General features: G+C 63.1%; 17 protein-coding genes. 3 read left to right on the forward strand and 14 right to left on the reverse strand.

What is annotated here, in order from left to right:
* Positions 1-25: 25 nt before the first annotated feature.
* Complete coding sequence (locus AB4Y77_RS18045; protein ID WP_311214252.1) at positions 26-1,144, reverse strand: histidinol-phosphate transaminase; 1,119 nt, start codon at positions 1,142-1,144, stop codon at positions 26-28.
* A 77-nt stretch (positions 1,145-1,221) separates the two neighbouring features.
* On the reverse strand, positions 1,222-1,581 hold the full coding sequence (locus AB4Y77_RS18050; RefSeq protein ID WP_442014883.1) for a LysM peptidoglycan-binding domain-containing protein: 360 nt from the start codon (positions 1,579-1,581) through the stop codon (positions 1,222-1,224).
* Positions 1,582-1,926: 345 nt separating this feature from the next.
* Here AB4Y77_RS18050 and lexA point away from each other — a divergent pair, with 345 nt between their 5' ends.
* Positions 1,927-2,670: a transcriptional repressor LexA gene (gene lexA, locus AB4Y77_RS18055; RefSeq protein WP_311214250.1), complete on the forward strand. Its 744-nt coding sequence runs from the start codon at positions 1,927-1,929 to the stop codon at positions 2,668-2,670.
* Here lexA and AB4Y77_RS18060 read toward each other — a convergent pair.
* A complete protein-coding gene (locus AB4Y77_RS18060) occupies positions 2,667-4,727 on the reverse strand; it encodes an ATP-dependent DNA helicase (RefSeq protein ID WP_442014884.1) in 2,061 nt (686 codons plus the stop codon). The two genes, lexA and AB4Y77_RS18060, sit on opposite strands and share 4 nt — an antisense overlap.
* Positions 4,720-6,282, reverse strand: a complete 1,563-nt coding sequence (gene hflX, locus AB4Y77_RS18065) for a GTPase HflX (protein ID WP_442014885.1) — start codon at positions 6,280-6,282, stop codon at positions 4,720-4,722. Before hflX ends, AB4Y77_RS18060 begins: the two co-directional genes overlap by 8 nt.
* A 520-nt stretch (positions 6,283-6,802) precedes the next feature.
* On the opposite strand from hflX, the gene AB4Y77_RS18070 reads away from it, so the two are divergent.
* Entirely contained in the window at positions 6,803-7,417 is a 615-nt protein-coding gene (locus AB4Y77_RS18070) for a class I SAM-dependent methyltransferase (RefSeq protein ID WP_442014886.1), read from the forward strand.
* Here the strand turns inward: AB4Y77_RS18070 and dapF are convergent.
* The 6 genes from dapF to AB4Y77_RS18100 form a co-directional block, all read right to left on the reverse strand.
* The gene (gene dapF, locus AB4Y77_RS18075) at positions 7,398-8,366 is read right to left on the reverse strand and encodes a diaminopimelate epimerase (protein WP_442014887.1); all 969 of its coding nucleotides are present in this window, start codon (positions 8,364-8,366) and stop codon (positions 7,398-7,400) included. The genes AB4Y77_RS18070 and dapF overlap by 20 nt on opposite strands.
* Before the next feature lie 37 nt (positions 8,367-8,403).
* On the reverse strand, positions 8,404-9,330 hold the full coding sequence (miaA, locus tag AB4Y77_RS18080) for a tRNA (adenosine(37)-N6)-dimethylallyltransferase MiaA (protein WP_442014888.1): 927 nt from the start codon (positions 9,328-9,330) through the stop codon (positions 8,404-8,406).
* Positions 9,331-9,347: 17 nt separating this feature from the next.
* A complete protein-coding gene (gene miaB / locus AB4Y77_RS18085; RefSeq protein ID WP_442014889.1) occupies positions 9,348-10,877 on the reverse strand; it encodes a tRNA (N6-isopentenyl adenosine(37)-C2)-methylthiotransferase MiaB in 1,530 nt (509 codons plus the stop codon).
* Positions 10,877-11,350, reverse strand: a complete 474-nt coding sequence (locus AB4Y77_RS18090; protein ID WP_442014923.1) for a regulatory protein RecX — start codon at positions 11,348-11,350, stop codon at positions 10,877-10,879. The genes miaB and AB4Y77_RS18090 overlap by 1 nt, the downstream gene beginning before the upstream one ends.
* Before the next feature lie 58 nt (positions 11,351-11,408).
* On the reverse strand, positions 11,409-12,449 hold the full coding sequence (gene recA / locus AB4Y77_RS18095) for a recombinase RecA (RefSeq protein WP_089594401.1): 1,041 nt from the start codon (positions 12,447-12,449) through the stop codon (positions 11,409-11,411).
* A 247-nt stretch (positions 12,450-12,696) separates the two neighbouring features.
* Positions 12,697-12,921: a DUF3046 domain-containing protein gene (locus AB4Y77_RS18100; protein ID WP_159707309.1), complete on the reverse strand. Its 225-nt coding sequence runs from the start codon at positions 12,919-12,921 to the stop codon at positions 12,697-12,699.
* 41 nt (positions 12,922-12,962) lie between these two features.
* On the opposite strand from AB4Y77_RS18100, the gene AB4Y77_RS18105 reads away from it, so the two are divergent.
* Positions 12,963-13,514, forward strand: coding sequence for a MarR family winged helix-turn-helix transcriptional regulator (locus tag AB4Y77_RS18105; RefSeq protein ID WP_442014890.1), 552 nt, complete (start codon positions 12,963-12,965; stop codon positions 13,512-13,514).
* A 98-nt stretch (positions 13,515-13,612) separates the two neighbouring features.
* On the opposite strand, the gene AB4Y77_RS18110 is transcribed toward AB4Y77_RS18105, so the two are convergent.
* The 4 genes from AB4Y77_RS18110 to AB4Y77_RS18125 form a co-directional block, all read right to left on the reverse strand.
* Entirely contained in the window at positions 13,613-14,047 is a 435-nt protein-coding gene (locus AB4Y77_RS18110) for a helix-turn-helix domain-containing protein (protein WP_014921288.1), read from the reverse strand.
* Positions 14,048-14,184: 137 nt separating this feature from the next.
* Positions 14,185-14,697 carry a CinA family protein gene (locus tag AB4Y77_RS18115; protein ID WP_442014891.1) on the reverse strand — a complete coding sequence of 171 codons (513 nt, stop codon included), beginning with the start codon at positions 14,695-14,697 and terminating at the stop codon, positions 14,185-14,187.
* On the reverse strand, positions 14,694-15,296 hold the full coding sequence (pgsA, locus tag AB4Y77_RS18120) for a CDP-diacylglycerol--glycerol-3-phosphate 3-phosphatidyltransferase (protein ID WP_442014892.1): 603 nt from the start codon (positions 15,294-15,296) through the stop codon (positions 14,694-14,696). Before pgsA ends, AB4Y77_RS18115 begins: the two co-directional genes overlap by 4 nt.
* Positions 15,297-15,334: 38 nt before the next feature.
* Positions 15,335-18,259, reverse strand: coding sequence for a DNA translocase FtsK (locus AB4Y77_RS18125; protein ID WP_442014893.1), 2,925 nt, complete (start codon positions 18,257-18,259; stop codon positions 15,335-15,337).

Genomic DNA, 18,259 nt, shown 5'->3' on the forward strand with positions numbered 1-18,259 from the left:
GAGTGGGTTGGGTCTATGGACAAGTTTAGGCGGGCTGTGACGCCCGGCCGTCCAGCAGCGCTTCCAGCGCTGCCAGGAAGGCCGTGGTTTCCGGTTCGGTTCCCGCCGTGACCCGGAGGTGGCCGGGAATACCGACGTCGCGGATCAGCACACCGGCGTCGAGCAGGCCCTGCCAGATCGCGTGGGGATCTTCGAGTCCGCCGAAGAAAACATAGTTGGAGTCCGACTCCGCAGGTTTGAGGCCCATGCGCAGAAGCTCGGTCACGATGCGGTCGCGCTGGACCTTGATGTCCTCGACGTCGGCCATGAGGGCTTCCCGGTGGCTAAGCGCAGCCAGGGCGGTTGCCTGGGTAACAGCCGACAGGTGGTACGGAAGGCGGACCAGCCGAATGGCATCCGTAACCTCGGGAGCTGCGGCCATGTAGCCCAGCCTGGCACCGGCAAGGGCAAAGGCCTTGCTCATGGTGCGGGAAACGATCAGACGCTCGCGACCGGGCAGCAGGGTCAGGGCGCTGGGGGTATTGTCGTGCGCGAACTCGTGGTAGGCCTCGTCCACGATCACTATTGCCTGGCTGGCTTCTCCGGCCTCATAAACGGCCTCTACGACATCCAGCCCCAGGCCTGTTCCCGTGGGATTGTTGGGCGAACACAGGAACACGATGTTGGCACCGGTTTCGCGGACCTGCGCAGCAGCGGAGGCAGCGTCCAAGCCGTAGTCCTCAGCCCTGACCCCGCGGACGTACTCGGTATCCGTGCCACTGGCCAGCAAGGGGTACATGGAGTACGTGGGCGGGAATCCCAGCGCCTTCCGGCCGGGCCCGCCAAATGCTTGGAGGATCTGCTGCAGAACCTCATTGGAGCCATTGGCTGCCCAGATGTTGTCCGGAGCGAGATTGTGGCCAAGGTACTCGGCCAGGGCTTCACGAAGTTCGGTGAACTCCCGGTCCGGATAACGGTTCAGCCCCGTGGCCGCAGCGGCCACGGCCTCGGTGATGGCCGCCTGCACATCGGCAGGGACGCCATGGGTGTTTTCGTTGACATTGAGCAAAATGGGGACATCAAGCTGCGGTGCGCCGTACGGGCTCAGTCCACGCAGGTTGGTCCGGAGGGGTAGTCGGTCAAGTCGCTCAAGCTGGTCACTCACCACCACAGTTTAAGGGCTGCCGGGACTGCCGAACTAACTGTGACGCCGGGCGCCCGCCCCACACGGGACGGAACACACTAGTTTGCGGGCACGAACAACTGCTGGCCGGGCTGGATACGGCCGCCACGGAGGTCGTTGAGCTGAATGATCTCCGTAATGACATCGCGGGGATCCCGTTCAGGCGCAGCGGCACCGGCAATGCCCCAGAGGGACTGTCCCGGCTGGACCGTAACCGAGACGGCGACGGGCGGCTGGAGTTGCCCCTGCGAGTCCGAGGCCTTGGCCGGTGACGTGATAAAACCAGCCAGGCTCAGCAGCGCAGCCACCAGCAGCATGGCCGGGATGCCAAAGAAGACCATCCGTCCCCGTCGGGTCAGGCGCAGACGCGCAGGCGCCTGAGTGGTGCGGAAATCAGCGAACGTAGTGATTGCGGACATGAGCTGAGCCCTTCTGAGCTATTGCCGTGCGCCGGATCCCGGTACATGGCTGCCAATTCTGTGCGTTCCCCTGTCCAACCCCGGATGTTCGAACACTTCGTTCGAACATCCGGTGTCAGCGCCAGGTTTATAGAACACATATTCGAACCTTGCTAAGACATTTTTAGCACTTATCAACGAACGGTGTCGAGACTCGCTAGAACAAATGTTTGATAAACGCCTGTGGCTGCCCTACGTTTGAGTGAAGAAACAGCACTGTTTCAGTGGAACAGGAGGGTCTGACATTTTTTGCAGACCCGACGACCCCGGGCACACTCCGGGCGGAATGGAAAGGCATTGGCGAACATGGCAGCGAAAGCCACCGGCGGCGGGGCACCCCCGCGGAGCCAGCAGCCTCAAAAGAGTCCCAAGAGCCTGACCGTCCGGCAGAAGAAGATCCTGGAGACCATCCAGCGGTCAGTCAATGACAACGGGTATCCGCCCAGCATGCGTGAAATTGGTGACACCGTGGGCCTGGCCAGCCTGTCGAGCGTTACACACCAGCTCTCCCAGCTCGAAAAGCTCGGTTACCTCCGCCGCGATCCAAAGCGCCCCCGGGCCATGGAAGTCCTCATGCCATTGACCCTCGATGGCGGCCCCATTCCGGGAGTGGAAGCGCCCACCAATCTTCGCAGCACGGGTGGCTTTGCCGTGACCGAGCTTGCCAGCGCCAGCGACACCGCCATGGTCCCGTTGGTCGGTCGGATCGCTGCCGGCAGTCCCATCCTTGCTGACCAGACAGTGGAGGACGTCATCCCCCTGCCCCGGCAACTCGTGGGCCACGGCGAACTGTTCATGCTCAAGGTAGCCGGCGACTCGATGATCGACGCCGCGATCTGCGATGGCGACTGGGTAGTTGTCCGCAGGCAGAACGACGCCGTCAATGGAGACATCGTTGCCGCACTGCTGGACGACGAAGCAACGGTGAAGACCTTCCGCCAGCGCGACGGCCACACATGGCTTCTTCCGCAGAACACCCAGTACGAACCCATCCTCGGCGACCAAGCCACCATTATGGGCAAGGTCGTTTCGGTCCTGCGATCCCTCTAGGAGGCTTTGGCAGGGCCCAGGCGCTCCAGCACGCCCCGCACCACGGTTCGGTCCGTCGTCGCCCAGAACGGCGGCAGGGCTGCCCTGAGGAAGCCCCCGTAGCGCTCTGTTGAGAGCCTGGAGTCAAGGACCGCCACAACCCCTTTATCCCCCGTGGAACGGATGAGCCGGCCTGCCCCTTGGGCCAGACGGATGGCAGCGTGGGTTGCTGACACAGCCATGAATCCGTTGCCTCCGGACTGTGCCACGGCACGCGAGCGGGCAGTCATCAACGGATCATCCGGACGCGGGAACGGGATGCGGTCGATGACCACAAGGCGGCACGAACCGCCGGGGACATCCACACCCTGCCACAGCGACATCGTGCCGAAGAGGCAGGTATCGGGCTCGTCGGCGAACTGCTTCACCAGAGCTGCCATGGTGGATTCACCCTGGCAGAGAATACTGACGTCGAGGCGAAGCCTCATGGCATCGGCGGCTTCCTCAGCCGCCCGCCGCGACGAGAAAAGACACAGCGCTCCCCCACCGGAAGCGCGGATGAGGTCTTCCAATTCATCCAGGGCCTCGGGCGAGGTTCCACGGCCAGGCTTGGGCAAGTGCTTGGCCACGTAGAGCACACCCTGTTTGGGGTAATCAAAGGGCGAGCCGACATCGATCCCGGTCCAGCTTGGTGCTCCATCGCCAATCAGCCCAAGTCCACCTGCGGCCGGTTCAAAAGCCGAGCCGATGGCCAGCGTGGCGGAAGTCAGCACAACTGTATGACCAGCGAAGAGACCTTCACGAAGGCGTCCCGCCACACTCAGGGGCGCAATGTTGATCAGGGCCGGAGCGGTCTCGTCAGGTTGCGAGTATCCCTGCTGGGGATCGAACGTGCTGTTGCGGGAAAACCACACCACTTCACGGTTCTCCTTGGCCGCGAGCATCCGTTCGCACAGCTCCAGAATGAGCATGAGCCGTGACCGCGCGAGTTGCCTGCCGCCGTCGACCGCGTTTGAAGAGTCCGTCTTCGAATCCGACAGTGCTGCGCGTGTGGCTTCCCGGAGTTGGTCCAGGCAATCGAGCTGTTCGTCATTGAGCCCGCTGGGCAGAAGACCGTTGGGCACGCCCGCTATGGCCATATCCAAGCGGTCGGCCGCAGCATTGAGGGCATCCACCGTGATGGCGGTGTGCTTGCGGGCGCTCGACGCGGCCGCGTGGACCATCGCTACGGACAACTGGCCTGACACAGCGCCCGTCACGCGGTCCTGCAACTCGTGGGCCTCATCGACTACCACGACGTCGTATTCGGGCAGCACAGCCAGCCCCTCAAAGGCGCTGACGGCCAGCATGGCGTGGTTGGTGACCACGACGTCGGCTTCGCCTGCGCGGGACCGGGCCAACTCGCTGAAGCACTCCTCGGCGAGGGGACACTTCTGCGCGCCCAGACACTCCATGGACGTCACGGAGACCTGTCGCCAAGCCCGATCCGTGACGCCGGGCATAAGTTCGTCACGGTCGCCGGTGGCGGTCTTTTCCGCCCACTCGCGAAGCCTGACCACTTCCTTGCCCAACTGCGACTGCGGTCCCCCCATGGACGCAGCAAAGTGCGGGACACTGGTGTCCTCGCCCAAGGAGAACAGCTGTCCCTCGGACGGTTCCTCGCTGGGGAACCCGCCTTCGAGCTTTTGCCGGCAGACGTAGTTTGCCCTGCCCTTGACGAGCGCCACGTTGACGGGGCGTTCAAGGGCAGGGTTGATGGTGTCCAACAGCCGGGGAAGGTCCCTGCCAACAATCTGCGTTTGGAGTGCCAAGGTGGCGGTGGACACCAAAGTCGGTTTGTCGCTGTCCATCGAATGCGCGATCAACGGAATAAGGTACGCCAAGGACTTACCCGTTCCCGTTCCCGCTTGGACCAGCAGGTGCTCCCCGGTTTCGATGGCCCTGGTGACATGCCTGGCCATCTCGTGCTGGCCGGCACGGCTCTGACCGCCCATGCCGGCAACAGCCCGGTCCAACAACTCGAGGGTGGTCTTCTCCCCCAACGACTCGACGGCGTCCGCCGCCACCTTCTCAACCATTGGTGACGAACGGCTCCAGTTCGGCTGCCAGTCCTTCGCGGACCATGACAACAACGCGGGTTCCGCTTTCCTCGTGCTCAAGGCTGAGGATTTCCGAGTCGGAACTGTGCAGTTTGCTGATCATTTCGCCACGGTCGTAGGGAATGAGCAGCTCCAAGCGCACGCCCGGCCGGGGAATGGACTGGCTGATGTCTTCCAACAACCCAGCAATGCCCTGGCCCGTACGGGTGGAGACGACTGCGTGGCGGGGTTCCTTCTGCTTGAGGCGCTCCACCACAAAGGGGTCCGCCACATCAACCTTGTTCAGGACAATGATCTCGGGAACCTTGCGGGCATCCACTTCCGTAAAGACAGCCCGGACAGCAGCGATCTGACCTTCAGGATCAGGATGCGAGGCGTCCACTACGTGCAGGATCAGGTCCGCATCCGCCACCTCCTCCAGCGTGGAGCGGAACGCCTCAATCAGCTGGGTCGGCAGCGAACGGACAAACCCCACAGTGTCCGCCAACGTGTAGCCGATGCCGTCCGGCGTCTGGGCTTTACGAACGGTGGGATCCAAGGTGGCGAACAGGGCGTTCTCCACCAGCACACCGGCATCGGTGAGGCGGTTCAGGAGCGAGGACTTGCCGGCGTTCGTGTATCCGGCGATCGCGACGGAAGGAACGGCATTACGACGGCGGTTGGCGCGTTTGGTCTCGCGGGCCGGCTTCATCGCGGCGATTTCACGACGAAGCTTGGCCATCCGTGTGCGAATGCGCCGGCGATCCAGTTCGATCTTTGTCTCACCAGGACCACGCGAGCCCATGCCTGCACCTGCTCCACCCACCTGGCCACCGGCCTGGCGTGACATGGAGTCACCCCAACCACGAAGGCGCGGGAGCAGGTACTCGAGCTGTGCAAGCTCAACCTGGGCCTTGCCTTCCCGGCTCTTGGCGTGCTGGGCGAAGATGTCCAGGATCAGCGTAGTGCGGTCTACTACCTTGACCTTGACAATGTCCTCAAGGCCTCGGCGTTGGGAAGGAGCCAGCTCGGTGTCCACCACGACGGTGTCCGCGCCGGTGGCGGCAACGATGTCCTTAAGCTCCTGGGCCTTGCCCGAACCCAAAAAGGTACCGGGGTCCGGCTTCATGCGCCGCTGCACCAAACCGTCAAGGACTTCCGAACCGGCAGTCTCTGCCAGGGCAGCGAGCTCGCGGAGCGAATTTTCGGCGTCGGCCAGTGTCCCTTCAGTCCAGAGACCGGCGAGGACAACTCGTTCAAGGCGCAGCTGCCGGTATTCGACCTCGGTGACGTCTTCGAGTTCCGTGGACAATCCAGCGGTACGGCGCAGCGCGCGACGTTCGGCCAGGTCTTCCTGGTCGCCGTCGTAGATGCTGTGTTCCTGGTCAAGGGTGGAAATGGCCTGCGCCTTGCCGAATACACCACCGGCGTCGTCGTCATCGGATGCCTGCGCAGGTACATCCTTGGAAAGAATCCGGTCGATGACGGCCTGGATTTGTTCAGGACTCATGTCCTGGGCGTCGGAATCGGATCCGGAGTGCTTCTGGGTGGTCATGGTCTCCTTAGACTGTTCGGCTATTCCAGAATAGTGCTGTTTGCTGTTCGATGGGGCGCTATTCGCGCTGGGCTGACGGGCATGGGCCAAAGAGGGCCTCCTGTGCTCAACGGCCGCCCGTTGAATGGACGGCGGTTGCTGTGATCTGGCGTGGTGGGATCCGCGCGGAGGCTCCTGGCCACTGGAGATCGCACTGCCGGCCTGCTTGGACCCGCGCAAGTTACTGGCGGTTCAGTGGGCCGGGTTGGATGGTGTGATCTTCAAAACATCCGTGACGGGAAAATTGGGTCAACGGATGTGCCGGTGGGACCTGCCTGGCGGAAAGACCGCGGCTTGGCTGAACTGCCAAAGACCGGGCTGCATCGCGGGCGGTGCCGTGTGACGCCTGAGTGCTCAGGCGAATTGCGGCATTATTACTCGAAGATCAAGAACATGCGCTTCACACTATCATTCACTGTCAAGCCGCCCCTTGGAGCAGGCAGTTTCCCATGGCGCCGATAGCCAACTAATCTGGCAAATTATGGAGTCTGCACACTATTTCACCGCCCAACCGGCCGGACCGTTCACCCGAAAGCCACTCACGGTAGAACTCGCTGGAGCCACACGCCAGTTGCAGACCTCCTCCGGCATCTTCAGCCCTGACGGAGTGGACAAGGGCACTGCCATACTCTTCTCCGAAGTTCCGCCGCCGTCACCCCAGGGAAACCTGTTGGACATCGGTTGCGGCTGGGGTCCAATCGCTTTGACGCTGGGGCTGATGGCACCCCATGCCAAGGTGCACGCCGTGGACGTCAACGAGCGGTGTATCACGCTGACCAATGAGAACGCGGTTGCCCTGGGCCTGGACAACGTGACGGCCAGCCTTCCACACGAGGTAGACCCCGCCGTCGAGTTCGACACCATCTGGTCCAACCCGCCCATCCGGATCGGCAAGGACGAGCTTCACACCCTGCTGCTGACGTGGTTGCCGCGCCTGGCGACCGGAGGAAACGCCTGGCTGGTGGTCCAAAAGAACCTCGGTTCGGACTCCCTCCAGCGGTGGCTCGCCGGCGAGCTGGACAAGTCCTACACGGTGAGCCGCGAGAGCACGTCCAAGTCCTTCAGGATCATTCGGGTCAGGAAAGCGTCCCAGTAGCTACGATGACGGCCGGGCCGCTGAGCTCTACATGTTCGCGACCGCCTGCTCCGGGGAAGAACTTAACATCCACGACGCCGCCCGGCACGTTCACGTGCCAGTCGTTCGGCGCTGTGTTGCCGGCCCAATGACGGATGGCGACGGCGGCGGCGCAGGCTCCTGTGCCGCATGATTGGGTCTCCCCCACGCCGCGCTCATGGACGCGCATGGTGATGGTGCCGACGCCGTCTTCAACCAACGGTTCGGCCGGAACAACGAATTCAACGTTGGTCCCGTTGGCAGGCCTGGGATCGACCACCGGAGCCTTGAACAACTGCGTGGCCGACAGCTCCTTGAGTTCGGCCAAAGCAACCACCGTATGGGGATTGCCCATGCTGACTGAGAGGCCGGGGCGGGCTACCTCCAGGCCGTCCGCGCTGACAAGCGCGTCCATGGCCTTGCTGGTGGCTTCCTGGGGGAAGATGAACTCCCACGGGCCCATGTCCACGGCGTAACCATTGGCCGTACGGACCACTTTCTTGACGCCTGCACGGGTACCTATGGTCAGGGTTTCGCCCGGGCCAAGATCCACCAGTTTCTCGGCAATCAAGAAGTGCACGAAGACGCGGACGCCGTTGCCGCACATCTCCGAGAGGGAACCATCACCGTTGCGGTAGTCCATGAACCATTCGGCGTCCGGATCCTGTTCCAGAAGATCGCGGCCCTCCGGGAGGAAACGCGACGGGACAGCGCGGATAAGGCCGTCTCCACCAATGCCTGTATGACGGTCGCACAATTGGGCAACCTGCTCCGGCGTGATCTCGTGGGCATCGCCGGGGTCGGCAATCAGGACGAAGTCGTTGCCCGTTCCATGGCCCTTGGAAAACGTCAGCCCTGCAAGGCTTGAGTCGGTCACGGTAGCACCGGCAGCTGCGGACTGCTGGGCGGGAACTGCGGCGGTTTCATCCATGCCACTAGGCTACCTTCCACGCTGGTTCGGCCCGAAATCAATCCTGGCGGCTCGAAGCCGCTGCGACAGCCTTGGCCACGAGCTCAGGATCCTGCCAATCAAGCCAGGTGATCCGGGGGTCAGCCCTGAACCAGGTGAGCTGGCGCCTGGCGAACTGCCTGGTGGCCACGATGGTTTCCTCCGACGCTGCTGCAACGTTGGTTTGACGGTCCAGGACCCTCAGGAACTGCGCGTACCCCAAGGCGCGGGACGCGGTCTTACCCTCCCTGAGCCCGGCAGCATCAAGCCGTTCAACCTCCTCAAGCAGACCAGCCTCCACCATCCGATGGACCCGGAGAGCCAGCCGTTCCCTCAGCACCTCACGGTCCACCGAAAGGCCGAGCTGCACTGCCGGCTGAAAATACTCGCGTTGCGGCATGAACGAACTGAAGGGGCGTCCGGTGAGCTGGTGCACTTCGAGGGCCCTGATCACCCGCCGCGCGTCACCCAGACGGGCTGCCGACACGGGGTCGACCTCCTCAAGACGGGTTCGCAAAGGCGCGAGGCCGTGCGCGTCACACTCGTCTTCCAGGGCCTTACGGATGACGGGGTCAGTGCCGGGGAACTCCAGGACGTCCAATGCGGCGCGGACGTACAGTCCGGAACCTCCCACCAGGATGGGGCGTTTTCCGCGCGAACGGATTTCGGCAATGGCTCCTCGGCAGGCCGCCTGGAAGTCCGCAACACTTGCCTCCTGGGTGACATCCATGGTGTCCAGCAAGTGATGGGGCACGCCCTTGCGCTCTTCCATGCTGATCTTCGCTGTCCCGATGTCCATCCCGCGATAGAACTGCAAGGCATCCGCGTTGATGACCTCACCGTTGAGGGCGAGGGCGAGGTTGACACCCAGGTCCGACTTGCCGGAACCGGTAGGTCCAACCACTGCAACGACAGGCAGGGAATCGTCCTTGGTGGAGGTAGGCACGTGATCCTGGTCCGACGTCAGGCGCGACGAGCCGGCAACGACGGCATGCCCAGGGACACCCCGGCCTTGCCCGGGGCCGAACCCGGTGAAGGAACACCGCAGGACTCAGCCTGGGAACGATCCCAGGCGTCTCCGGCGCGGGAGCGGCGCAGGACATAGTCCCCGGCGGTGGCCGGATCCGCCACAAGGTGGAAAGAAGCAGCCTCCGTGATGGTGACTGTGACAAAGTCACCGGGACGGGGAGTAGCAGCGCCGGACGGCACGGAGAAGTGCACCAGGCGCTGGTCCTTGGACCTACCGGATAAGCGGTGGGTTTCCTCGGCTTTACGCCCGGACTGGGCCGTCACCAGGACTTCAACTGTCCGGCCAAGCTGCCGCGCATTCTCCTCAGCGGCAATGCGGTCCTGGAGGGCCGTCAGCCTTTCGAAACGCTCCTGCACTACGGCTTTGGGAAGCTGGTCAGGCAAGTCTGCGGCCGGCGTGCCGGGCCGCTTGGAGTACTGGAAGGTGAAGGCTGAGGCGAAGCGGGACTTTTCCACGACATCCAGGGTCGCCTGGAAATCCTCTTCCGTTTCGCCCGGGAACCCGACAATGATGTCCGTGGTGATGGCTGCGTTGGGAATCCGATCGCGAACCTTGTCCAGAATTCCCAGGAACCGGCTGGATCGGTAGGAACGCCGCATGTCCTTGAGGACTTTGTCCGAACCGGACTGCAGGGGCATGTGCAACTGCGGCATGACGTTGGGCGTCTCAGCCATGGCGGCGATGACGTCATCGGTGAAGGCTGCGGGGTGCGGGCTGGTGAAGCGGACGCGCTCCAAGCCCTCGATTTCTCCGCATGCGCGCAAGAGTTTGGAGAAAGCCTGCCGATCCCCGAACTCCACGCCGTAGGAGTTCACGTTCTGGCCGAGGAGAGTCACTTCAACAGCACCGTCATCCACAAGCGCCTGGATCTCCGCGAGGATTTCTCCGGGGCGTCGGTCCTTTTCCTTGCCGCGGAGCGAAGGCACGATGCAGAACGTGCAGGTGTTGTTGCAACCCACGGAGATGGAAACCCACCCCGAATAAACAGAGTCCCGCTTAGTGGGAAGGGTTGACGGGAAGACATCCAGAGACTCGAGGATCTCAAGTTGCGCTTCATTGTTGTGCCGGGCGCGGTTCAGCAGTGCTGGCAGGGCCCCAACGTTGTGGGTGCCGAACACGGCGTCCACCCACGGCGCCTTCTTGACGATGGTTTCGCGGTCCTTCTGGGCCAGGCAACCGCCAACAGCAATCTGCATGCCGGGGTTCTCCGCCTTGACCTGCCGGAGTTGGCCGAGGTTTCCGTAGAGCTTGTTGTCCGCATTCTCCCGAACAGCGCAGGTGTTGAAGACCACGACGTCGGCAACCTCACCGTCCGCAGGCACGTAGCCCGCGTCCTCCAAGAGACCCGCCATGCGCTCTGAATCATGGACGTTCATCTGGCAGCCGAACGTGCGGACCTGATAGGTCCGGGGCTCAGCCGAAGGAGTGGCGGAAACTGTTGGGGAAGGAATGGTCAAACTCACTACTCAAGGGTACCGGCTTCTGCCAGCACCTCACCGACGATCCTAAAGGCCATGGATGGGGCGTAGCCCTTCCGTGCCAGCATCGACGCCAGACGACGGGTGTACTTGTCCCGTTCCGCCCGATCAGCCAGGTCGACACCGGGACGCAGCTTACGTTCAACAAGCTCACGAGCAGCAGATTCCTCATCCTGATCGCTGAGCTGCGACAGGGCTTCTTCGGCCGCCTCCAGCTCGATTCCCTTGTCCGTCAGTTCGCGACGAAGTGCGCCCTTGGCAAGCTTCTTGCTCTGCGAACGGCTGCGGACCCACATCCTCGCAAACTCAGCATCATCAATCAGCTGAACCTCTTCGAACCGGTCCAGGACTGCCTCGGCCACGTCCTCGGGCACATTGCGTTCTGCGAGCTTGCGGGCAAGCTGGAGCCGGCTCCGCGGCGCCATCGTCAACTGCCTCAGGACGATGGCACGCGCCACGGACTCGGGATCAGGCTCGGGATCGGCGGATACGGACGACTCCGGATCCGGCCGTCTCCTAACCGTCAACGGCCTTCAGCTTTGGGGAGTCTTCCTCCGGCTTCACGCCAACGCCAAGCTTTTCCTTGATCAGGCGCTCCAGCTCCTGGGCGAGCTCAGGGTTATCCCGGAGGAACCGCCGCGAGTTCTCCATGCCCTGGCCCAGCTGATCGCCATCATAAGTGAACCAAGAGCCTGATTTCTTGATGATGCCGTGCTCGACACCCATATCAATAATGCCGCCTTCGCGGGAGATGCCCTGGCCGTAAATGATGTCGAATTCAGCAATCTTGAAGGGCGGCGCCATCTTGTTCTTGACGATCTTGGCCTTGGTGCGGTTACCAACAGAGTCCGCACCTTCCTTCAAGGTCTGGATACGACGGACATCGATGCGCACCGAAGCGTAGAACTTCAGGGCCTTACCACCGGTGGTGGTTTCCGGGGAGCCGAAGAAGACACCGATCTTCTCACGCAGCTGGTTGATGAAGATCGCTGTGGTTTTGGTCTGGCTGAGCCTGCCGGTGATCTTACGCAGGGCCTGGCTCATGAGGCGGGCCTGCAGGCCCACGTGGGAGTCACCCATTTCGCCTTCGATTTCAGCACGGGGTACCAGCGCGGCCACGGAGTCGATGACGACGATGTCCAGCGAGCCCGACCCGACCAACATGTCCATGATTTCCAAGGCTTGCTCGCCGGTGTCCGGCTGCGAGACCAAAAGTGCGTCGGTATCCACTCCGAGCTTTGCAGCGTAGTCCGGGTCCAGGGCATGCTCAGCGTCAATGAAGGCCGCGATGCCGCCGGCGCGCTGGGCGCTGGCAACGGCGTGCAGCGCAACGGTCGTTTTACCCGAGGATTCCGGGCCGTAGATTTCCACCACGCGGCCACGGGGCAGGCCGCCTATGCCGAGGGCGATATCCAGCGCAATGGAGCCGGTAGGGATGACCTCGATGGGAGCCCGGGTGTCATCACCCAGGCGCATGATGGAGCCTTTACCGAACTGCTTGTCGATCTGGGCAAGCGCTGCTTCGAGCGCCTTTTCACGATCCGGGGTTGCCGCCATGGTTCACACCTCTGATGCTTTCTCGCTGTGGAGTGGCCCGAAGGGCCGCTTTCCTGTCATGTCAGACGCTATTACGACGTGCTGACATTTTTATGAGCCGAATCCGGCTATGTGGACAACCGGGCAATCCGGATGCTCGGGAATGCGGCCTTCGGGATCAATTTTCCTCTCACAGGAGCATATCCCCATCCGAACAGATATTCGAACAATGGCCCGGCGTGTCCCTGCCTGGGCGGCGGTGCAGCCCTCAGCTGGAGGCCGGTTTAACGTCCCGCCCCAGCCTGCGTTCGGCCGGGACATCCTGGACTTCGCACACGGCCAACCACACCTCGCGGGGGTGGTATCCGGAGGCCAGGGCCTCAACGGCTGTCCGCCCGCCCACGCCTGCGAGTACCAAGGAGCCGGCGAGGACCCGGGAATAGCCCGCCCCGAATTCATCGTCCATCAATCGCCAAAAGTCACTTGCCCTCACGGATAGAGTCTCTCACGGAGCCGGACTCTAGAATGGTTGCCATGAGCAATCCTCTCCAGAGCACGCCCAGTCAGGCCGTGCCCGGCGACGCCGTAGACGACGCCCTCCAGCAGGTGGAACACCAGCTGAGCCTGCTCTGGCGCCGTGCCCGGTCAATCTCCCATCAGTTGTCGCGCCAGGTGCATCCGGACATGGAACCGGCCGCCTACGGGCTGCTGACCGTCATCCGGAGGGAAGGACCCATCAGGCTGACCGACCTGGCCACGTGCATTGGCGTTGGCAAGCCGTCGGTGAGCCGGCAGATCGCTTTCCTGGAGAGCATTGGCCTGGTCTACAAGGAAGCGGACCCGCAGGACGGCAGGGCACAATCCATCCGCCTGACGGACAAGGGTGAGGACAAGATGCACCAGGTCCAGGATGCCCGGCGGCAAGTGTTCCGCGAACGCCTGGGCGAATGGCCGCTTGAAGATGTCCAGACCCTTGCCGACTACATGGGCCGGCTCAATGCGATCTACGGCGACGGCGTACTCAAGGACGTCACTCTGCGGGAAGCGGACATCGCCGCAGATCCCACCAAGCCTGCCGAGGCCTGATCGGCCCGGGCTCCGGCTGCGAAGGCCACAGCAGCGAACACAAAAGAGAAGGTCCCCAGCCATTGGCTGGGGACCTTCTCCGAATTCTGGTGGAACGGTTACCGGGCTCCGGAGAGCATTCCCTGCGGGAAGTCGTCCGTGAGGTCCAGATCGCGCCCATAACGCTGGGAGAATTCCTGCGGCACGGTGTCCGGCACGGCGACTCCCTCAGCAACAGCCACACGGTCGCTGACTTCGCGGAGCATGTGGGACAACGGAACATCCAGGGCTGTGCAGATAGAGGACAGGAGCTCGGAAGAAGCCTCCTTCTGGCCGCGTTCAACTTCACTCAAGTAACCAAGTGAGACGCGGGCGCTGTGCGAAACCTCGCGGAGGGTACGGCCCTGACGCTGGCGGACATCGCGCAGTACATCACCGATCTCGTGGCGTAGTACAACCATTTTGCGCTCCTTCTGTTCGCTCTGTGCCTGATCAGCCAAGCCCACATCCTTCCAGCGGACAACGCCGTTCACGGATACGGGCTGCTTTACCATCTGTATCGCCTTGCTCCCTCATTCATCCGGTTCGCGGGTGGGCGGACCGGGTTGGTTTCTACATCCTAGGCGCCCCGGCTCTTCCGAAGCGACACAATGACACAACTATTGGCAATCAGTTTTTGTTCCCGGCTGCTTTACGAACGGTAACCAACCCCCTCCAGCACGGCAAGCAGACGCGCCAAGGCGGCCTCGCAGGCTTGCTCGCGGATGGACTGGCGGTCCCCCGTAAAGCTGTATTCGAAGGCTTCCGTTCCGGCATCGGCAGCGATTCCAATGAACACTGTTCCTACGGCTTTGCCATCGTGGGGATCAGGTCCGGCCACTCCGGTGGTGGATACGCCAATGCTGGCACCGCAGGCACGCCGGGCACCGTCAGCCATGGCTCCGGCAACAGCACCGTCAACGGAACCGACGTCGGCAAGCAACTCCTCCGAAACTCCGAGGACCTCGGCCTTGACGGAGTTTTGATAGGCAACAACTCCGCCCTGAAGCATCCCTGAAGCGCCCGGAGTGTTGGCCAAGGTGGCGGCTACCATTCCGGCGGTGAGCGACTCAGCCGTGGCTACCGTGTGGTTCTTCGCGATCGCCGCGGCGACCACCGCCGTCGAGGTCGCTGCTGCAACGACGGAGGCGTCACCTGGCGTCATGCGCGACGCCCCGCTGCTCGCAGCTTGAGCGCTTGGATGACGTACTCAACGCCGGTCCACAGCGTGATGGCAAGCGCCAGCATCATGACCCAGAAGGCGACGTCACCAAGCCAGGGGGCGATCGCCTTCAACGGGAGGATGTACAGGAAGATGGCCACGGTCTGGACCACCGTCTTCAGCTTTCCGCCCCTGGAAGCCGGCATAACGCCGTACCGGATCACGACGAACCGAAGGGCGGTAATCCCCCACTCGCGGGCGAGGATGAGGATGGTGACCCACCACGGCAGTTCCCCCAGGATGGACAGGAGCACCAGCGCGGAGCCGATCAGCAATTTGTCGGCAATGGGATCTGCGATCTTTCCGAAGTTGGTGATGAGGCCGCGCGCCCTGGCGATGTCGCCGTCGAGCTTGTCCGTGTAGATGGCTATCGCGAAGGCCACCACAGCCGCCCAGCGCCACAGGCCGTTCTCGCCGTTGTCGGCGAGCAGGAACCAGACGAAAAACGGAACGAGGACGATGCGGAGCATCGTGAGGATGTTGGGCAGGTTCCAGACATCGGAGCTGCTGGACGTCGCGTTATCACCCTCGGCTGTAGTCACCCCTCTAGGCTACCGTCTTTGGGCTGACGTCTTTGAAGCTAGCGTCCCGTCAGCGACCAGGCGTCGTCGCCACCGTCGTCGTCATCGGGGCCGTCAGCGCCATCGTAATATTCAACGGCCTGGGTCCGGTTGTCCAGGTCTGCCTGCACCAGGTCCTCCGCATAACCGCCGACTGCGATGTTCGAGTTCGCGTTGTCGCTCAGGGCCGCCGTGTGGGCGTCGGGCGCAGCGGGTGATTCCTGGCCCTTCATCGCTGCCAGGACGGCCGCGAGGTCGTCAGGCTTTACCAGGACGTCGCGGGCTTTCGAGCCTTCCGAGGGCCCCACCACGCCGCGGGATTCGAGGAGGTCCATGAGTCGCCCGGCCTTGGCGAAGCCCACCCGGAGCTTGCGCTGCAGCATCGACGTGGAACCGAACTGGGTGGTGACCACCAATTCGGTGGCCTGCAACAGGACCTCGAGGTCGTCTCCGATGTCGTCGTCGATCTGCTTCTTGGGGGCTTCGGCAGCAACGTCATCGCGGTAGACGGCCTGGAGCTGTCCCTTGACGTGCTCCACCACCTTGTGGATCTCGGATTCCGTCACCCAGGCACCCTGGACACGCATTGCCTTGGACGCACCCATCGGCAGGAAAAGCGCGTCACCCTGGCCAATGAGCTTCTCCGCGCCCGGCTGGTCCAGCACAACACGAGAGTCCGTCACGGACGAGGTTGCAAAGGCCATGCGGGAAGGCACGTTCGCCTTGATCAGGCCAGTGACCACATCCACGGACGGGCGCTGGGTGGCCAGGACCAGGTGGATACCGGCAGCACGGGCAAGCTGGGTGATGCGGACGATCGAGTCTTCGACGTCGCGCGGGGCCACCATCATGAGGTCGGCGAGCTCATCCACGATCACCAGAAGGTAAGGGTAGGGCTTGATGATGCGTTTGGAGTCCACAGGCGGCACCACTTTGCCAGCACGGACAGCCTTGTTGAAGTCGTCTATGTGCTTGTAGCCGTAGTTGGCGAGGTCGTCGTAGCGGGCGTCCATCTCACGGACCACCCACTGCAAGGCCTCCGCGGCCTTTTTGGGATTGGTGATGATGGGCGTGATCAGGTGCGGGACGCCTTCGTACGCGGTGAGCTCCACGCGCTTGGGGTCCACCATGACCATGCGGACTTCATCCGGGGTGGCGCGCATGAGGATGGAGGTGATCATGGAGTTCACGAAGCTCGACTTACCAGCACCAGTGGCCCCAGCCACCAGGAGGTGGGGCATCTTTGCGAGGTTGGCCACCACGTAGCCGCCCTCGACGTCCTTGCCGACACCCATGACCATGGGGTGGTCGGTCCGGCGGGCGTTCTGGCTTCGCAGCACGTCGCCCAGGGAAACCGTTTCGCGGTCCGTGTTGGGAATCTCGATACCAATGGCCGATTTGCCGGGGATGGGGCTCAGGATACGGACATCGCTCGACGCGACCGCGTAGGAAATGTTCTTGGACAGTGCGGTAACGCGCTCCACCTTGGTACCGGGCGACAACTCAATCTCATAGCGCGTCACGGTGGGTCCACGGCTGAAGCCAGTCACGGCAGCGTCAACGTTGAACTGTGTCAGGGTGTCCGTCAGGGCGGCGACGACGGCGTCATTCGCCTCCGTGCGCTCCTTCGGAATGGAGCCCGGCGTCAGGTAGTCCGAGGCCGGCAGTGTGTAGGTGACATCCCCGGCGAGGGACAACTGCTCCGTGCGCTGTGGAATCGGCGTTTGCGGGAGCGGCGCACCGGCAGGCTTCGCAGGGACCTGGGCCACAGCGGGCGCGGGCACGGTCATGTCAGGGATGATGACCGGAATGGCTTCGGTGGGGTTGTCGATGCCGGGTGCAGCGCCCAGGCCCTGGGCTGCCTTGATCTTCCCGACGGCGATCTCCGCCTGGGTTGGGCGACGAACCCCCGGCGGAACACGCGGTTCCGACTCCTCGGGAGTTTCGTCGTCGTCGACTATTGCATGTTCGAAAGCTTCGTCCCCGACGTAGCCCTCCAGGCCTGCCTCGGGTTCCTCGTCCTTGCCGAAAAGGCGCCTGCGCTTCTTTTTGAGCTTGGTCGGTGCATCGTTCTCGTAAAGGTAGCTGCGGTCGTGGGCGTCCTTGCCGGAACCGTCCACGAGGTCCACGCCCATGAGGTGCTCATAGGCACCCCGGATTCGGGAGGGAATGGCCCCGAACGGGGTCGCAGTGACGATCAGGAAAGAGACGAACGCCAACAGGCTGTAGAGGACCACCGGCACTGCGACGTGGATTGCGGCCAGCGGCGCTGCGGCGAGGAATCCCAGCATGCCGCCTGCCTTACGGAGGCCATCGAACCCGTCGGCCACGGTGGGCAGGCCGCCGATGACGTGGGCCAAAGCCGACCCGGCCAGGGTCATGATCATAAAGCCAATGCCCACACGGTTGTTGCCGCGGCCGTCCTGGGGTTTCCGGAACAACCTGAAAGCACAAACAAACAGCATGAAAGGCAGGATCAGGGCCATCCACCCAAAGGTCCCGTTGACCACGCTGTAGACAACGTCCGGGAGCCAACCTGTCAGGCCCCACCAAGCGAAGGTGGCAATCGCGATGCCCAGCACCAGATTGAACAGGGCTGCGCCGTCACGGCGATCCGCGGGATCGAGATCGCTGACGTCATACCCAATGCGGCGGACGCCGGCGCCGACCACATGGCCGATCCCCTGCCAAAAACCTGAAAGCATGCGCAGTGGCAGCGGAGCCTGGGGAACGACGGCGGCTGCCTGCTTGGTGCGGGCAGTACTGCCCCGCCCGCTTTTGCTCGCGGCGGCACTGGTTTTGGATGTGGCTGCGCTTCGGCCTGTGCCGCCGGATTTACTGCTGGAGCTGCCACGTGGCGTGGAGGTAGTACGGGTCGCCATAAGTGCCACGGTACCGCAAGGGGGCCTGAAATCCGCGGATTTCAGGCCCCCTTGGGTGTGCAT

Source organism: Paenarthrobacter sp. YAF11_1 (assembly GCF_052113445.1).
Taxonomy (GTDB): Bacteria; Actinomycetota; Actinomycetes; order Actinomycetales; family Micrococcaceae; genus Arthrobacter.